This is a genomic window from Thermodesulfobacteriota bacterium (genome assembly GCA_031082315.1).
GTDB lineage: Bacteria > Desulfobacterota > QYQD01 > QYQD01 > QYQD01 > QYQD01.
In genome coordinates this window covers 1-17,158 of sequence record JAVHLC010000020.1, presented here as the reverse complement: position 1 = coordinate 17,158, position 17,158 = coordinate 1, and the positions used below count along the sequence as shown (strand labels likewise).

General features: G+C 49.9%; 17 protein-coding genes. 8 read left to right on the top strand and 9 right to left on the bottom strand.

Annotation, left to right across the window (positions count from 1 at the left end):
* Positions 1–86 precede the first annotated feature (86 nt).
* From RDU59_12420 to RDU59_12410, 3 genes are all read left to right on the top strand, one after another.
* Complete coding sequence (locus RDU59_12420; GenBank protein ID MDQ7839284.1) at positions 87–1,010, top strand: restriction endonuclease; 924 nt, start codon at positions 87–89, stop codon at positions 1,008–1,010.
* Positions 1,011–1,314: 304 nt separating this feature from the next.
* A complete protein-coding gene (locus RDU59_12415; protein ID MDQ7839283.1) occupies positions 1,315–1,749 on the top strand; it encodes a HEPN domain-containing protein in 435 nt (144 codons plus the stop codon).
* Between the two features lie 187 nt (positions 1,750–1,936).
* Positions 1,937–2,860 (top strand): hypothetical protein, encoded by a 924-nt coding sequence (locus tag RDU59_12410; GenBank protein MDQ7839282.1) that lies wholly within the window; start codon positions 1,937–1,939, stop codon positions 2,858–2,860.
* 256 nt (positions 2,861–3,116) lie between these two features.
* On the opposite strand, the gene RDU59_12405 is transcribed toward RDU59_12410, so the two are convergent.
* Complete coding sequence (locus RDU59_12405; protein MDQ7839281.1) at positions 3,117–3,581, bottom strand: YaiI/YqxD family protein; 465 nt, start codon at positions 3,579–3,581, stop codon at positions 3,117–3,119.
* A gap of 261 nt (positions 3,582–3,842) precedes the next feature.
* Between RDU59_12405 and RDU59_12400 the strand changes: the two genes are divergently transcribed.
* From RDU59_12400 to RDU59_12385, 4 genes are read left to right on the top strand one after another with little or no spacing between them, the layout of a single operon-like run.
* Entirely contained in the window at positions 3,843–5,060 is a 1,218-nt protein-coding gene (locus RDU59_12400; GenBank protein ID MDQ7839280.1) for an efflux RND transporter periplasmic adaptor subunit, read from the top strand.
* Positions 5,060–5,761, top strand: a complete 702-nt coding sequence (locus RDU59_12395; protein MDQ7839279.1) for an ABC transporter ATP-binding protein — start codon at positions 5,060–5,062, stop codon at positions 5,759–5,761. Before RDU59_12400 ends, RDU59_12395 begins: the two co-directional genes overlap by 1 nt.
* On the top strand, positions 5,736–6,893 hold the full coding sequence (locus RDU59_12390) for an ABC transporter permease (GenBank protein MDQ7839278.1): 1,158 nt from the start codon (positions 5,736–5,738) through the stop codon (positions 6,891–6,893). Before RDU59_12395 ends, RDU59_12390 begins: the two co-directional genes overlap by 26 nt.
* Positions 6,894–8,060: an ABC transporter permease gene (locus tag RDU59_12385; GenBank protein ID MDQ7839277.1), complete on the top strand. Its 1,167-nt coding sequence runs from the start codon at positions 6,894–6,896 to the stop codon at positions 8,058–8,060.
* Here RDU59_12385 and RDU59_12380 read toward each other — a convergent pair whose 3' ends face one another.
* The 4 genes from RDU59_12380 to RDU59_12365 all read right to left on the bottom strand — a co-directional run bounded on the left by RDU59_12380 (position 8,061) and on the right by RDU59_12365 (position 11,371).
* Positions 8,061–8,780, bottom strand: coding sequence for a HEAT repeat domain-containing protein (locus RDU59_12380; GenBank protein MDQ7839276.1), 720 nt, complete (start codon positions 8,778–8,780; stop codon positions 8,061–8,063).
* Positions 8,781–8,785: 5 nt separating this feature from the next.
* Entirely contained in the window at positions 8,786–8,893 is a 108-nt protein-coding gene (locus RDU59_12375; protein MDQ7839275.1) for a rubredoxin, read from the bottom strand.
* Positions 8,890–11,109, bottom strand: coding sequence for a heavy metal translocating P-type ATPase (locus RDU59_12370; protein ID MDQ7839274.1), 2,220 nt, complete (start codon positions 11,107–11,109; stop codon positions 8,890–8,892). Before RDU59_12370 ends, RDU59_12375 begins: the two co-directional genes overlap by 4 nt.
* A 64-nt stretch (positions 11,110–11,173) precedes the next feature.
* Positions 11,174–11,371 carry a cation transporter gene (locus tag RDU59_12365; GenBank protein ID MDQ7839273.1) on the bottom strand — a complete coding sequence of 66 codons (198 nt, stop codon included), beginning with the start codon at positions 11,369–11,371 and terminating at the stop codon, positions 11,174–11,176.
* A gap of 758 nt (positions 11,372–12,129) precedes the next feature.
* Here RDU59_12365 and RDU59_12360 point away from each other — a divergent pair.
* Positions 12,130–13,272 (top strand): cytochrome c3 family protein, encoded by a 1,143-nt coding sequence (locus tag RDU59_12360; protein ID MDQ7839272.1) that lies wholly within the window; start codon positions 12,130–12,132, stop codon positions 13,270–13,272.
* A gap of 49 nt (positions 13,273–13,321) precedes the next feature.
* Here RDU59_12360 and RDU59_12355 read toward each other — a convergent pair whose 3' ends face one another.
* From RDU59_12355 to hemW, 4 genes are all read right to left on the bottom strand, one after another.
* A complete protein-coding gene (locus RDU59_12355) occupies positions 13,322–14,344 on the bottom strand; it encodes a hypothetical protein (protein ID MDQ7839271.1) in 1,023 nt (340 codons plus the stop codon).
* Positions 14,328–14,945, bottom strand: coding sequence for a peroxiredoxin (locus RDU59_12350; protein MDQ7839270.1), 618 nt, complete (start codon positions 14,943–14,945; stop codon positions 14,328–14,330). The genes RDU59_12355 and RDU59_12350 overlap by 17 nt, the downstream gene beginning before the upstream one ends.
* Positions 14,946–14,955: 10 nt before the next feature.
* Positions 14,956–15,534 carry a TlpA disulfide reductase family protein gene (locus tag RDU59_12345; GenBank protein MDQ7839269.1) on the bottom strand — a complete coding sequence of 193 codons (579 nt, stop codon included), beginning with the start codon at positions 15,532–15,534 and terminating at the stop codon, positions 14,956–14,958.
* 127 nt (positions 15,535–15,661) lie between these two features.
* A complete protein-coding gene (gene hemW / locus RDU59_12340) occupies positions 15,662–16,786 on the bottom strand; it encodes a radical SAM family heme chaperone HemW (GenBank protein MDQ7839268.1) in 1,125 nt (374 codons plus the stop codon).
* Positions 16,787–17,158 lie beyond the last annotated feature (372 nt).

Here is a 17,158-nt window from a genome sequence, read left to right as displayed (position 1 = left end):
CAATGGGAATACTTACATGCAAAAACCTAACCGGACAAAGCTGAGTCGATATAATATATAATGTTAGCATGAATAAGGAATAACAAATGGCAATACCAGATTTTCAATCTATCATGCTTCCCCTCCTTCAATTCTGTGCAGATTCAAAAGAGCATACAAACCGGGAGGCAATAGATCATCTATCGGAAGTATTTCATCTTTCAGAAGAGGAACAGAAACAACTTTTGCCAAGTGGTCGGCAAACAGTATTCCACAATCGTGTAGCATGGGCGCGTGCATATATGAAAATGGCAAAATTTATCGAAAACACTCAACGGGGCGTGTTTCGCATTACTGGTAGGGGCCATGATGTTTTACAAAAGCCGCCTCAAAAAATTGACATCAGCTTTTTAATGCAATTCCCTGAATTCGCTGAACGGCGAAAAGCTGAGCAGAGCAAATTGAAAAAGAAAAAAATTGAATCAACATCAACTGATGCGCCGGATTCCAGCATAACACCTGAAGAACAAATTGAAGTAGCATATGAAAATCTTAAGGAAAATCTTATAAGTGAAATTCTTTTCCAACTCAAGGACTCATCTCCCTTTTTCTTTGAGAAAGTGGTTGTAGAAGTGTTGGTGAAAATGGGTTATGGCGGTTCGCGTAAAGACGCTGGCGAAGCCATCGGAAAAAGCGGAGATGAAGGCATTGACGGCATTATCAAAGAAGATCGCCTTGGCCTAGACATCATCTACATCCAAGCCAAAAAATGGGAAAACACTGTTTCTCGTCCCGAAATTCAAAAATTTGCAGGGGCTTTACAGGGCAAGAGAGCGAAGAAAGGCATTTTTATCACGACATCGGACTTTTCCCGCAGTTGTGAAGAATATGTATCAACCATTGATAGCAAAATAATTCTTATTGACGGGCAGCACCTTGCCCAACTCATGATCGATTTTAATGTCGGAGTCTCCACAGAAGCAATTTACGAGCTTAAGCGGGTTGATGCGGATTATTTTGCTGAAGAATGAGGAAATGCGAACAAGTCGCTTGAGTGGACGCGGAGAACGTCGGCGGCCTTACGGGCAAGTTCATTGGCTGCGCCACTCAGTAAGGGAATAAGGAGGACGGTCATGGGCGAAGAGGTGAACGAGGTGAACGGGACGTTGTTGAAAACAGTGAATTACATTTTAAAAGTGATAAATTTCAACAACGTCCCCGTCCCGCTCTCCTAATAAGACCATTACCTATAACTTTTCTTTCCCAAGAACCATTAGACCATACAGTTTATCAGAGATTGAGACTGTTGATAAAGGATTTCAAAGTCTTATCGATATGGATAGAATATCGGGGAGAACCCATAATGCACTATATTTTTTATATAGGGCTTTCCACTCAACAAAATGGATGGATGCTTACATCCTTTTGATGTCCTCAATAGAATCTCTATTCTCAAAAGACAAGCCAGGAGGAGCAACCGCGGCTATCACAACTAGAGTGTCATCATTATTATCAAATAATCCTCGCTGTACAAAAAAAGATATTGAAGATCTTTACGAAATAAGGTCTAGGATTATTCACGGTAATATAATCGGGCCAGATCTCAACGAAGACAAAGATGATGAGAAAGATAAGTTAGCAAATCTTGATAAGCTGGAATATGTCACAATAGAGTGTTTTAAAGAACTCGTAAAATCAAATCGTTATAAAAACTACACGGATAAAGAAACTAGAGACAAGTTTATGGGAACATTAAATATTACCCCCTAACGAGACTGTCGAAAAACCACTTTTCGAGATGATTCTTGTGCCCACAAAGTGAACTGTCAAGAAATCTGTCATTTCCGTGGAGAATAGATGTTGAGCACATTACAGCGACAAAAATAGATGGGCAGGCTATTAGCCAAGAGGATATCGATGCAAATTTCTGAAAGCGTTAAACGCTAAGGATGTGATCGTGGTTTCTTTCCATTGGATAGAGAAACATATGTCCTTTTTGAGTGCGAGACTGGGTTGTTTCAAGCTCAATGCGGGAAATTCATTTTTCTTCGATCCAACACCAGGATTTTACGGATTTATTGGACAAGGTACTACCGAAGCTCTCAATCAGGCAATCAAACTCCTGGCCGAACACATCGAATCAAAAACAGCCCCGATTATTGAACAATGGAAAGGTCCCAAAAATCCTTTGGTGACTGAAGAGTATGATTGGTCTTCGAACCAGGAACCGCCTGGCCTCATCCGCTATGGCGGGCCGCATCACAGCAGGATCGAGATAGCCATTACAAATAAGCATTCGCCGCTGATAATGGGCGCGATACTGGCACATGAACTCACTCATCATTTCCTTGCACTCAAAGGCATCAGCTATCCGGACGAAGAAGAGAATGAACAACTGACGGATTTGGCCACAACCTATTTGGGGCTCGGAAAACTCACAATGAACGGGTACTATCCTATCACATGGACGATAGAGAGACGTGACCGCAAGGTTACATACACATATCAAGTAGGCTACCTATCTCCTCAGGACATAGCTGCCGCAATGTATTCGGTTTGCGTATTCCGCCACATACCGTTTGATTCTGCCAAATCCTATCTTTCGGAACAGGCTCTTTTGTTGTTTGACCAAGCGTGTGTTTCAGGCGAAGGCTATCAGTTGAAGAAGCAGCTGGTGGAGCAAAGAGAATGCCCCCACTGTGGCAAGCTTGTGTTTTTTGGGTTCCATCAGAATGATGACGATATCTACTGTCCTGAATGTGGATGGGAATGGAATACGATTATCAAGGATGGAAGACGTTTTTGGAAATGCCCGGAATGCGGACTTGAGAATAATAGAGACCTGATTAGATGCGTTTGTGGTTATGAATTGAGCCGGTAAGGCGCCGAACCATCTGAGCTATGCTCTCGCGGAATAAAATTGTTCCCTCGCGCGCTGATTCGCGCTCGGGGGAATAACGGTCATGTAAATATGCGTTTCTTGTTTTATCGTGACTTCAAATTGTAAGTGCACCATTTGATGTCTGCCAGAACACTTCATGTGGAGACCGGTAGTTGAGGCACTTTCTTGGTCTATGATTAGGCTTTTTTACTGCAAATGCAATATCTTCTTCAGTGATCTTTCGTAAACTGGAAAATTAAAGGCCATCCCCATTTGCGCGTCCTTTTGCAAAAAATTTATCCAATTGATTGGCGAAAGCCTGCCGGTCTTTGAGGTTAAACGTGGCGGGGCCACCCGTGTTGGCGCCTTGGCTGCGCAACTGATCCATGAGATTCCGCACCGCAAGGCGGTGTTTGATCGTTTCCTCGGTATAAAAGTCGCCTCTCGGATCCAGGGCCACGGCGCCCTTGCTGACCACCCGGTCGGCCAGCGGAATATCGGCGGTCACCACGAGATCGCCCGCTTCCACCAGCTCGGCAATCTTATCATCTGCCGCATCCGGGCCGCCGGGCACGTTGATGCCGCTGATATTGGAAGCGGCCGGAACCTGCAGATTCAGATTGGAAACCATAATCAGCGGGACCTTGACCCTGACAACCGCCCGGTAGAGTATTTCCTTAATGGCTCTGGGACAGGCATCCGCGTCGACATATAAGCGCATGAACCGACGGCACCCCCTTTCCTCCGAATAGGCATGGTTTAGATACATATATATAACCCATACGAACCTCAAGTAAACCAATTATTACCGGTCAAGAAGCGAAGATTGTCGACGGAGATCAATTTGAGCGCATTATAGGGTTCAGATTTTCACGGACTGTTGCCCAAAATAGTCATAGTTCACAGTTTTTAATAATGTTATAATGCTGCAATATTAATCATGATATTCGGAGTCAATAATCTGCGTAAGGAGCGTGTATTGATGGCAAATGAAGACCTGTCTAAATTAAAGATAGACAAGACTGCCGAAGTCTATAGGCCGCAGAAGAAGCGTAAGGTGTTCTATTGGATAGCCGGGGGAATTGTCCTTGCGCTTGCACTGATCCTTTTTGCAAAAGGGGTTTTTACGCCCGCTGTTGAGGTAGAGCCGGCAAATGTAACACAGATATATCCGTCACAGACATTTACCCTTCTCAATGCCAGCGGGTATGTTGTAGCCCAGCGGAAGGCTGCCGTTGCTTCAAAGGTAACCGGACGTCTCGTATCGCTGACAGTAGAAGAAGGCAACAGAGTAAAAAAGGGAGAGATTATCGCCCGTCTTGAAAACGATGACGTTATCGCGGCGCGCAGCCAGGCGGAAGCAAATCTGAATGCGGTACGATATAACCTTGAACAGGCAAAGGCGGAACTGAATGACGCCACGGTCTCTTTCGAACGATACAAGAATCTGATAGAGCAGGGGTTTGTTTCAAAGGCCGACTATGACGCTTCGGATGCACGGTACAGAAAGGCAGCCGCTGCGGTTGCAGGAGCTGAGGCAGCGGTCAAGGCAGGTAAGGCGGCCCTTCAGAGCGCAAATGTCGCGGTCGAATATACTTTTATACGTGCCCCGTTTGATGCGGTGGTTTTGACAAAAAATGCGGATATCGGAGATATCATCACTCCCATAGGCGCTGCTGCCGATGCCAAGGCGGCTGTAGTAACCATTGCCGATATGGAGTCGCTCCTGGTGGAAGTCGATGTATCGGAATCGAACCTTCAGATGGTAACGACGGGGCAGCCGTGCGAAATACAGCTTGATGCCCTGCCTGATTCACGATTTCGCGGGGTCGTTCATATGATAGTACCCACGGCTGATCGCACGAAAGCGACGATATTGGTGAAAGTCCGTTTTGTTGATAAAGACAGCAGGATATTGCCCGAGATGAGCGCCAAGGCGGCATTTCTTTCACGGGAGATAAGAGACGATGAACAAAAGCCGCGTACCGCTCTTAATCCCGCTGCCGTAATAGACCGGAAAGGCAAGGCCTCGGTTTTTCTTATCAAAGAGAACCGGGCGATTGAGATGCCGGTGACATTGGGTGAAAAGCTCGGTGATATGGTGGAGGTTCTGGGCGGCGTGAAGGCGGGGGACAGGGTTGTGCTGAGACCGCTGGATAAGGTTAAAAACGGCTCGAGGATAAAAATCGCGGAAAAGTAATGGACGACAGATCTCCGATTGTAGAAATAAGGAAGCTTTCCAAGTCATATCGCCGCGGCAACCAGATTATCTCCGTTTTAAATGAGATATCTCTGGATATCAGCCGGGGAGAATTCATGGCCCTGATGGGGCCGTCAGGATCCGGAAAGACGACCCTGTTGAATCTGATAGCCGGGATAGACCGGCCGGACAGCGGAACGATAACGGTAGGCGGTATCGACATTACTGCCCTTTCCGAAACCGAACTTGCCCGCTGGCGCGCTTCAAGCGTCGGCTTTATATTCCAGTTTTACAACCTGATCCCTGTTCTTACCGCTTTTGAGAATGTTGAACTGCCTCTGCTCCTGACCGGACTTTCGAGAAAGGATCGGAGAGCACATGTTGATATGGCCCTGCGAGTGGTGAATCTTTCGGACAGGATGGACCACTATCCGGGGCAGCTCTCAGGCGGACAGCAACAGCGTGTTGCCATCGCACGTGCTGTCGTCACCGATCCGATGATTCTGGTCGCAGATGAGCCGACCGGCGACCTGGACCGCGTTTCAGCAGAAGAGATACTTGAATTGATGGAACGTCTCGTTCATGAACTCGGCAAGACCATTATCATGGTCACCCATGACCCCAGGGCAGCCAAGAAGGCCCATGTTATCCAGCACCTGGATAAAGGCGTTTTGAATGCGCATCCTCAAGCTGATTTTTAAAAATGCATTCCGGCATAAACTCCGCACCTTTCTGACCGTCCTCGGCGTCACTATTGCCATTCTCGCGTTCGGTCTCTTGCGTACCGTGATAAGCGCCTGGTACGCGGGTGTTGAGGCCTCTTCTGCCAGCCGCCTTGTGACGAGAAATTCTGTATCGCTTATTTTTCCTCTTCCTGTTTCGTACAAGGAGAAGATTCGCCAGATCGAAGGCGTGAAGGTGGTCTCTTTCGGCAACTGGTTCGGCGGTATCTACATAGACGAAAAAAACTTCTTTGCAAATTATGCCGTAGAACCCCAGACATATCTTCAACTGTATCCTGAATTTGTTATTCCTGAGGGACAGAGGGCCGCTTTTTTCCGTGACAGGAAATCAGCCGTTGCCGGATACAAGCTGGCCGCTAAATATGGCTGGAAGGTCGGCGATATGATAACCCTTAAAGGGACTATCTTCCCCGGCAACTGGGATTTTGTTTTACGAAGTATCTACAAGGGGAGAGACGAGACAGTGGATGAGACCGCTTTTTTCTTCCACTGGGACTATCTCAACGAAACGTTGAAGCAAAAGGCCCCCGGCCGGGCGGATCAGGTAGGTTTCTACATGATCGGGGTAACCGACCCGAACCTGGCTGCCGATGTGGCTGCGGAAATCGATAAAACATTCAAGAACTCCATTGCGGAGACATTGACTGAAACAGAAAAATCATTCCAGCTCGGCTTTATCTCGATGTCCGAGGCGATAGTCGTCGCCATTCAGTTGGTCTCCTTCGTGATAATCATCATTATTATGGCGGTTGTCGCCAACACTATGGCAATGACCGCCCGGGAGAGAATCGGTGAATACGCCGTCTTCAAGACGCTCGGCTTCGGTAGTTTCTACATTTCAGCCTTGATATTCGGTGAATCCATGTTTGTCACAACGATAGGGGCTGCCATAGGTATTATACTCACTTTCCCGGCGGCAGAAATTTTCAGCAAGAAATTGAGCACATTCTTCCCTGTATTCAATGTTGCCACGGAAACCATTTATATGGATATCTTAGCGGCTTTCCTGGTGGCGTCAGTCGCGGCAATCTTTCCGGCCTGGCGTGCCGTCAATATCCGCATAGCTGACGGACTGAGGAGGATAGGGTAGGTGAAAATACCCTTTTCATACAGTTTCCGTAATCTCCGGACACGCCGCCTTACCACCGTTCTTACCATAGCGGGCATGGCCCTTGTTGTTTTTGTATTCTCAGCGATTCTCATGCTTGCCGAGGGGCTGCAAAAGACCCTGGTGGATACCGGTTCATATGACAACGCGGTGATAATCCGCAAGGCGGCGGGATCGGAGGTGCAGAGCGGGGTGGAGCGTCCGCAGGCTTCTATAATAGAAACGCAGCCGGAGGTGGCGATAGGCGCGGACGGCAAACGTCTGCTGGTAAAGGAATTGGTTGTCCTTATCGTTCTCCCTAAACGCGGAAGTGATAATCCGGCCAATGTCGTCATAAGGGGAATTTCCGAGAGTTCAATGCTTCTCCGGCCACAGGTAAGATTGGCAGAAGGGCGCATGCCGAATCCGGGCTCTTCAGAGATAATCGCCGGACAGAGTGTAGCGAAAAGGTTTAAGGGAGGAGGCATCGGAGAGACACTCCGCTTCGGCATGAGGGACTGGAGTGTTGTGGGAATATTTGACGCCGGGAATACCGGCTACGCCTCAGAGATATGGGGAGATGTGGATCAACTCATGCAGGCCTTCCGGCGTCCTGTCTATTCTTCGATCCTGTTCAGGCTGCGTGATTCTTCGGAATTTGAAAAATTCAAAACACGCATCGAAAGCGACCCCCGGCTCACGCTCGAGGCCTTGCGTGAGACACGTTACTATGAAAAACAGTCGGAGATGATGGCAAAATTTCTCCGTATCCTCGGCATTACTCTGACGCTGATATTTTCTCTTGGCGCCATTATCGGCGCGATGATTACCATGTATGCCGCGGTTGCCAACAGAACCGATGAAATCGGCACCATGCGCGCACTCGGTTTCCAGAGACGGAGTATTCTGGTAACCTTTGTCATGGAATCACTGCTCCTCGGATTTATCGGGGGTTTTATCGGACTGTTTTTCGCCTCTTTTTTACAGCTTTTCACCATTTCTACCATGAACTTCCAGACTTTTTCTGAGCTTGCCTTTTCATTTTCGCTAACCTTCGGGATCATTTATAAGGCTATGACCTTTGCGCTGATAATGGGCCTTGTAGGCGGTGTTCTTCCAGCAGTCAGGGCAGCGAGGATGAGTATTGTGGAGTCATTGAGGGCAAGCTGATTAACACTGCGCGCCAAGAGCTGACAAGGCCTGCCCGGCCAGGTCGCTTACCCGGCGGACGGTCAGCTCATTATCCAGGTAAAGAGCGATTTCGGCATTATCTGCCAGAAGACTTTCGAGCAGCGAACGAGCCGTTTCCGCTCGAAGCAGACCCATAGTCCATACGGCCAGTCCCCTGACCGTGTCATCTTTGGATTCCAGATAAGGCAGGAGGTGGGGGATACAATTCTGTATTAAGTCCGGTCTCGCCTGGGCCAGCCTTCCCAATGCCCATACGGCGCCGCGTTGCAGTAATTCATGCTCCAGGAAATTTCCGTCCAGCCTGACATAGGATACCAGGATATGGGCATATTCTCTGGCCAGACCGTCGTGGCGGGCCATGATCTCGGCCATGGCCTCAGGAGCGCCCCAGCCGATACCCCCGGATTCGTCATTCAAACTCCACATTAAACGCCGCATTATGACGCGGGCTCCTTCCATGTCCTTTGCGGCCAGGCGGGCGACAACCACCCCCATAGCCGTAACGGCGCGCCATCTTACGACCGGGTCAGTGGCGGACAGGAAGGAAAAGAGAGGGTTTATTACCTGGCGGGCCGGTAAGCGGCAAAGCTCATCAAGCGCCGGGTTAAGATCGGTAGAGGCGAGGAGTTCCATAAGCCGACGCTTGAGATCTCTGCCTTTTTGTTTTGTAGTATCCACAGCGCTACCTACGGTTAACATCTATCCTACTGCTTTTTAAATTGGTCCTTTGTAGCCCCGCAGACCGGGCAGGTCCAGTCATCGGGGAGGTCTTTAAAATCTGGTTCTTTAACATCCCGATAATCTGCGTTCATCTGCGGCCAAAATTGGAACGCATCCATGATCTCCTCAGGCGCAGAGAGTTCCCCACCACGGAGACCGAACTCATGGCCATGGCCGCAGCCGCAAACACAGGATTCAAGAGTATTCCAAAGAAGGGATACAAAATCCCGGCTGCGATGGGGATCCCGAGGCTATTGTAGAAAAATGCCCAGAAGAGGTTCTGTTTGATTACCTTCATGGTCTGGGATGACAGCTTGATGGCCGTGGGCACCAGCCGCAGGTCGTCAGTGATGAGCGTGATGTCGCTGGCCTCTATGGCCACATCCGTCCCGGCGCCGATGGCAATCCCGATGTCTGCTGTAGTCAGGGCCGGGGCATCGTTGATGCCGTCTCCAACCATGGCTACTACCTGGCCTTGCTCCTGCAAACGCCGTATCTCTCTGGCTTTGTCGGCAGGCAGTATCTCGGCCATAACCTGATCGATGCCCACGGCCCGGCCTATGGCGCGGGCGGTCTTCTCATTATCTCCGGTAATCATGGCCACATGCAGCCCCATGCGCTTAAGGGCCGAAACCGTATCCCGGGCAGATTCCCTGGGGACATCGGAAAGGGCAATAAGGCCGGCCGCCGTTCTTTCTTCAACCACAAAAACACAGGTCTTTCCCTCGCCGGCGAGCCTTTTGGCGTCCTGATCCAGGCCTTGCATCGCTACTCGCTCTTTCTCCATGAGTCGAAGGTTCCCAAGGGATACCTTCTTGCCGTTAAAGGTGGCTTTAGCCCCGAGACCGGAGAGGGCCTCGAAGTCATGGACAGGGTAGGGGGACACCTCTTCCCGCCGACTTCTTTCCACGATGGCCTGGGCGAGAGGATGTTCGGAGAGGGCCTCAATGGATACCGCGATCCGGAGAACGTCTTTTGGTTGCAGGTCCCCTGCCGGTAGTATATCCGTGACCTCCGGCTCTCCCTTGGTCAATGTCCCTGTCTTGTCAAAGACAATCGTTGTAAGTTTGTACGCCTTTTCCAGGCTTTCGCCGCCCTTGAACAGGATGCCGTTTTCAGCCCCTAAGCCGGTTCCGACCATGACCGCCGTGGGTGTAGCCAGGCCCATGGCACAGGGGCAGGCAATGATCAGGACGGATACAAAATTCAGGAGAGCGCGGCTAAGGATTGGTTCCGGGACAAGAAAGTACCAGATAATAAAGGTGAGCACGGCTATAGTGAATACCACCGGGACAAAGACAGAGGCCACCTTATCTGCGAAGCGCTGGATGGGCGCTTTAGACCCCTGAGCCTCTTCGACCAATCGGATGATCTGGGCCAGGGCAGTCTCCGCGCCTACTTTAGTGGCTTTGAAGGTGAAGCTCCCGCTCTTGTTCAACGTGCCGGCAAATACTTCGCTCCCGGCCTGCTTGGTCACAGGCAGGCTTTCTCCGGTAAGCATGGATTCGTCCACCCCGGAGGCCCCGGAGATAACCATGCCGTCCGTGGCGATCTTTTCTCCCGGCCGCACCAGGACAATATCCTCTTTCACGAGGGCCTCAATAGGGATGTCCATCTCCTTGTCATCCCGGATAACACGGGCCGTCTTTGGCTTAAGCCCCATCAGCTTCTTTATAGCGGCAGAAGTCTTTCCTTTGGCCCGGGCTTCCAGAAAGCGGCCCAGGATAACCAGAGTAATAATCATGGCTGCGCCGTCAAAATAGATATGTGGCGCGATACCGGCACGCGTAAAAAAATCAGGCCAGAATGTAGCCACGGCAGAATAGAGGTAGGCGGATAGGGTGCCCACGGCCACCAGGGTATTCATATCCGTTGTTTTTTGTCTGGCGGCCTTGAGGGCGCCCACATAAAAGCGGCTTCCTACCCAGAACATCACCGGCGTGGCAAGGATAAGGAGAGAAAAGAGCATGGTCTGTCTGGGGATGGATTGAAGGAAAGGGAACCAATGTTGCATGGAACCCGCATGGATAAGGATGCTGAGAACCACGCCCACGTATAATTTTACCTTGAGTTCTTTTATCTCCTTTTTCCGGGCCGCCTCGGCCGGGTCTTCAGATATCTCACCCAGGACACCTAAGAACTCGTATCCTGTGTCAGAGAGTATTTTTCTTAGTTCTTCTACTCCGGACCATTCCGGGCTGTGGGTTAAGGTAGCCCGTGCTGTGGCCAAGTTCACATTTGCTTCTGTGACGCCATGGGCTGATTTCAAGGCTGATTCTACACGCCGTACGCAGGCGGCGCAGGTCATTCCGCCCACAGAAATAGTGGTCTTTTCGTCGCCGCTCTTGTCTTTGGTATGGACCATGACTTGGTCAGCCAACCTCGTACCCCGCTTTTTTTATCTGCTCTTTAATCATGCTTACGTCGACTGGTTTCTCTTCAATAAAAGTAGCTTCACCCTTAGCCAGATCGACTTTGACATTCTTAATGCCTTCGATGCTGTTCAATACCTTGGATACAGCTCTTACACAGTGATCGCAGGACATGCCTTTTATCTTGATCGTGGTCATAATCTCGTCTCCTCCTGCATCTATATAGATAACACTGTTTAATACCTGTAAGGTCGGGTGGTACCGGTTCGCATTGGCGTTGCCACCTTTTCGAAAGCCAACACCAAGGTCTGTCGCCTTAGATTTTTGAGCCTTTAATTTAATCTTAAAGCAAGCTTGTGCCTTTTTTCAACTCCTTTCCTGTTTTTTCCATCCCCATCACTTCTAAATGACAACAAAACGATGTCCCTGTGTGGACTTCAGACAATTAACTACCCCGCAGCAAGCTGCGTAGAATTTAACCCAATAACTCACGAAAGTCTGTGTAATCTGCGTAATCTGTGGATTAAAAAGAGGTGGGGAAAACATTTTTCTAGAAATGGAAACGATTTTCCACTGAGTGGGTATTTTGGTTCTCTTTTTCTATTGTCTTGACGCTCCTTCGCTATCCCGGTAAAAATATAACCATCGGATATAACGGATATTTTTCTTGTTTAAGATTATCCCTCAGGTTACGGCACAGATTTTGCTTTTGTCTGGCAAGACAGGATAGAAAGAAATGGCTTCAGCTCATAAATTAAAGAGTTAGCCCGAAAATGCCGATAAAAACAATAAGCTAGAGTGCGGAAGTTTGGTCTCTGGCTAGTGTATTTTGCCCAATTTTACTAGACAATGAAACTTACATGTGCTACGAGAACAAAAGAAAAAATTCTGCCATTAAAAGTTGGGTATGAAAATTTAGTTCCACTTCGGAATAGAAGTGTACGGGAACATGGGAAATGGTAAGTAATCCAGCACCGCGGGCTACTCTAAGAATACCTCTTCAGGGGATAACTATCCTGTCAGCTACGCTGGTTATTTTCTTGATACTGTCCATTCCGGTGACCTCTCTTGCCGCAATTACCGGTCCCTGTGTCAACTGCCATACCATGCACAACAGCCAGAACGGAACCGCTGTGGTCGCCGGTGGGCCTTATGCGTCTCTTCTCGTGGGCGACTGTGTGGGCTGCCATTCAGCCGCCGGTCAGGCCACGGGGATCAATGCCGTCACCGGGGCACCCATTGTGTACAATACCAGTGGCGCGCCTACCTATGGAGCCGGTAACCAGGGCCTGGCCGGAGGCAATTTCTACTGGGTAGCCCAGGGTGATGATACGAAGGGACATAACGTTTTTGCGGCTAATCCGGATGACAATTTAAGCGTGGCGCCGGGAGCGGTAACAAGCAGCTGCGGGGCGCAATGCTGTCACAACAACTTAGACGGAACGAACACAATGTTCGGCACCAGGCAGGGTTGCACCAAATGCCACATGATGGGAAATGCCGCCGGTCCCAAGGGTTACCATCACAAAGACGATACGGGCCCTATAGTCGACAGTGCAGACGAAGGCTGGTATCGCTTCCTTGACGGCCATATGAGTGGTGCCGGCTCCGGGGTTTCGGGGATTGAAGACAGCAACTGGCAATACACGTCCGCTGCCAACGATCACAACGAATACCTCGGCTATTCCGGGACAAAAGACTCGGCAGCCAATTTTTCTGCCTTGGGCAACACCATGACGGGTTTTTGTTGCGGTTGCCACGGCAACTTCCACATCGAACAGAGCGGCAGCGTCTGGCAGAGACATCCCTCGGATGCGGTCATACCAAATTCCGGTGAGTATGCCACGGCTTTTGATGCTGCCGGTGGCGTGGGGACGTATGCCCCCAATGTTCCCGTAGCGCGCCCCAGCCTGGCTGGATGGACCGAGGCCAGCGCCAACGTAACATTGGGCACAGATCTGGTCATGTGTCTGTCCTGCCACAAGCCACATGGAAGCCCCTATTCAGACATGCTCAGGTGGGATTACAGCGAGATGATCGCAGGCGATGACAGTAAATCGGGTGGGTGTTTCACCTGCCATACACAGAAAAACGACTGATCTAACCTATTTTCTCTTCAAAATCCCCTTTATTGCCCCAGCCGTTTCTCTACCTCCTGTATTTTTCTCTCAGCCGCCGGGATAACGCGCCGATCGTTGTAAATGCCTTTTCCACTGTTTTTTCCACATCCGGGTTGACAAGACAGCAGGTGGCCGGGGAGAGCATACTTCGGGACAGAAGAAATTCGCGGTCGATACCGGCCTTAACGAGGGCAGTCCATAATTCAGCGAGGCGTGCCTCAAGCGAATCAAGGCCCTCTCTTTCAAACGGTTCGACATTAGTCGGTACCATCCCCCAGACAATGACCCCGCCGCGTTCCAGGAACTTACGGATAGACCGGGCATAAGACACAAAGACTTCTCCGTTGGAGTAGGTGTCCAGAGACAACACGTCCATATCCAGACCTAATAAGAAGTCCCAATCCGGGTTGCCGCAAAGATGGACGCCACGGGGTCTTTCCATCATGGAGAAAAAGGTCTCCATATCTTTTTTTGCCGCCACATCTCCATAGCCGGCCATACCGCTGAATATAAACTGTAGCCCCGGCTCGTCCACAAACATGAAGGCATTGGCATTTAATTTTTTGAGGCGGTTCAACTGGGCGTTTATCCGCTTGGCCAGTATCTCAAGCATAAGCGGGCGGATGGTGTCGTTAAACAGGATAGGGCGGTTGTCCTGATCCAGTACGTTTAACCCGAAACTGATCGGGCCTTCGAGTTGCCCCCGTATGGCCGGACGATCTGACAGATCCAGGGCCAGGAAACGGCTATAGACCTGTGAATAGGTATCGCTGATATCGAAATATTCCGGCTCATCGAAATGGGCTATGGCCCCCTCAAACTCACTTACAAATTTTTCCATAGAAAAACGAAGGGTGCGCCTTCCCAGATCAAGCACGATACCCGGGAAGTGCTCTGAGGCCTGGACGTACATGTCTTCATAGTAGCTCAGGCGGGGAAGTTGAGGCCAGAAGGGCACGTCTAAAGACAGGGCCATCTGAAGGGCCCGATCCACATCTTTATGCGGCATAACCGCCATAGCAGTAGTGAGCAGGTTACCGGGGATAGGCACGGTTTAGTTTTTCCAGCTCCTGGATGAGGACCCCGAGGTCCGGCCTTTGGTTGATATCATGTACGTCTATATAGCGAATGGCGCCCTTTTTATCGATTATAAATAAGGCCCTTTCCGAGACCCCGTCAGAACGCAGCACACCATAACTGTTTGCTACTGCCCCATGGGGCCAGAAATCAGAAAGAACCGGGAACCATAGCTCCCCCATCTGTCTGGTCCAGGCATAGAGCGTAGGTATATTGTCTACAGTAATCCCTATAATTACGGCATCGTTTTGGTCAAAAATATCCTTTACGATGTTGTACCCGGGCCATTGGTCTGAACAGACCGGTGTCCAGGCCGCAGGAACGAATGAGATGACCACGTGCTTTTTCCCCCGGTAATGGCTAAGTGATACCTTTCCTCCGGAGACGGCCGGCAGGGTAAAGTCAGGGGCAGGGTCGCCCACCTTAAGTTTGGGCACGCTGTCCCGCGGCTTTAAGTCTCCGACCTGGTAAATATTCTCCCTGTACACATCTGAGAGCCCGTAGGCCGGCGAGATAAACGAAAATAGGGTAAATCCAATTACGAGTATGAACCAGGTCCCTTTTTTACCGGACATATTAATCCTCCTACTGCAAGCCGGATAATTTAAGCATCATCTCCAGGAATTCGTCGGCCTTTTCAACCCCGCCAAGTTTAGAATAGAAGACCCGGTACGTGCCGTCTTTATTGTTTTTGATCCCAATGAAATAAGGAGTTCTGACTTCACCCAGGGCCTTGTGGACAGAATAATCACTATCTGCGAAAAGGGGAAAGGATATGTCATATTTTTTTCTGAATATTTCGACTTCGTAAGAAGAATTCCCCGCCCCGATGCCAATTAATTTGATCTTGTCTTTAACATATGGATTATCTTCAATAATCCGATATAGTTTATTTACTTCGGGGGCATTTTTTTGACAGTGCGGGCAATACATACTGAAGACTTCAACAATTACAACCGGGGCCTTGATTTGTGAGATATTGAAATGCCCTGTCCCGGAGAGTCCCAAATAACTCTTTTCGTGAGGGCGTTGCGGTACCGGGAGTTTGATCGCTGCCGGGGTATCGTCTCTTATCGACGGGGCACTGGCCGCTCGCGCCGGATGATCGAATATTGGAAAAAAGACAACAAAGATTCCCAGGTATATCAAGATCTTTTTTATCATCTTGTCCTCCAGCCAACGTCCTATGGCCACTCCCTTTCCCTGTGGCGGTAGGCAGTATGGGGGCGACCTGGATTATTTTCTTGTTATAAAAATTATTGCACAGATGATTAGAAATTGGCAAGCATTCTCATTCTGAAAACAAAAGCGGGAGGCGGTCCGCCACTGCAAATCCTTCACGGGTAGGTAAGGCCCGGTTTTGTAGGACCCTTACCAATCCTGATTCTTGTAGCCGGGACAAAATCCGGTCTGCTCGGGGGCTGCTATTATGAAGGGTTTCCATAGACACCCCGTCCCTGGTTCGGAAGCCCAGGTAAAGCGCCTCCAGTCTGAGCTGTTCCGTAGAAAGTGTCTCGGTCCCATCAACCGGTGGCTTTCCTTCTGCGAGCGCCCGGCAATACTTGCGGATGGACCTGTAATCCCACCAGCGGACGCCGTCCTGAAATGAATGGGCAGAAGGGCCAAGCCCCAGGTAGGGGACGTGCTGCCAGTATTTCCGGTTGTGCCGGGAAAAGAATGCCTCGCTCCTCGCAAAATTAGAGATTTCGTAATGTAGATATCCGTGCTCCTCAAGGAACCTGGAGGTAAGAAGGAAGAAATCCCTTTCTTTCTCTTCTTCCAGGGGTTTGATCCGGCCCTCTGCCAGCATTTTGCCAAAGGGTGTCCCCTCTTCGGGCGTCATCTGATAGCAGGAGAGGTGTTCCGGTTCAAAAGCAAGGGCGTGTTTCATGGTCTGCATCCAGTCTGCCTCAGTCTGGCCGGCAAATCCATACATCAGGTCCACTCCTGCATTGGTAAAGCCGGAGGCCCTGATCCACTCCAGCGCCTTGTCCGTCTGCCGGGCAGTGTGTCTCCGGCCCAGGTATTGAAGCTCCCGGTCATCGAAAGACTGGGCGCCGAGGCTGATGCGGTTTACTCCCAGATCCCGCAGGAGCGTCAGCTTTTCCAGGGTGACGTCGTCGGGATTGGCCTCTATGGTTATCTCTGTATCGGGTGAGAAGGTAAAATGCCGGAAAAGGCCATCCATAAAGGTGGCGAGTTCATGCCCGGCGAGCAAGGTCGGGGTGCCGCCTCCCAGATAGAGGGAATCAAAGGCGGTAAAGCGGTCTTTATAGATAAGGGCCTCTCTGTGCAACCCATACATCCATTCAGAGACAAGAGAAAGGGAGGTCACCGAATAAAAATCGCAATAGGGGCACTTTGTCCGGCAAAATGGGACGTGGATATAGAGACCGGGATTTTTGCTGTCACTCATAATCAAATTGTCTAATAGTGCTCATCCGGAAACTCTGTTTCCGGCTTCACGCTTTCAGCTATCAGCACTCAGCTGTCAGCAAAAATCTAAGACAAACAACACATTAAGCTGAACACTGATAGCTCATCCGGGATGTCGGGGTTTCCGGATGAAGACTAAATAACATTTTACCACGATGGAAAAGGCCGGGGAAGAGGCGAAATGGGCGCGTGGATATAAGATCAACCCAGATCCGCCGTCTAATTTAGCTATCAAGATTAAAATCAGTAGGTTATGGAATATTTCTGATCACCGGCAAGATATTAGACGCAAGGCGCCGAGGAGCGACGACTGAGCAACTGTGTTTTTTGTCAAGCGGTTTTTAAGCATGGT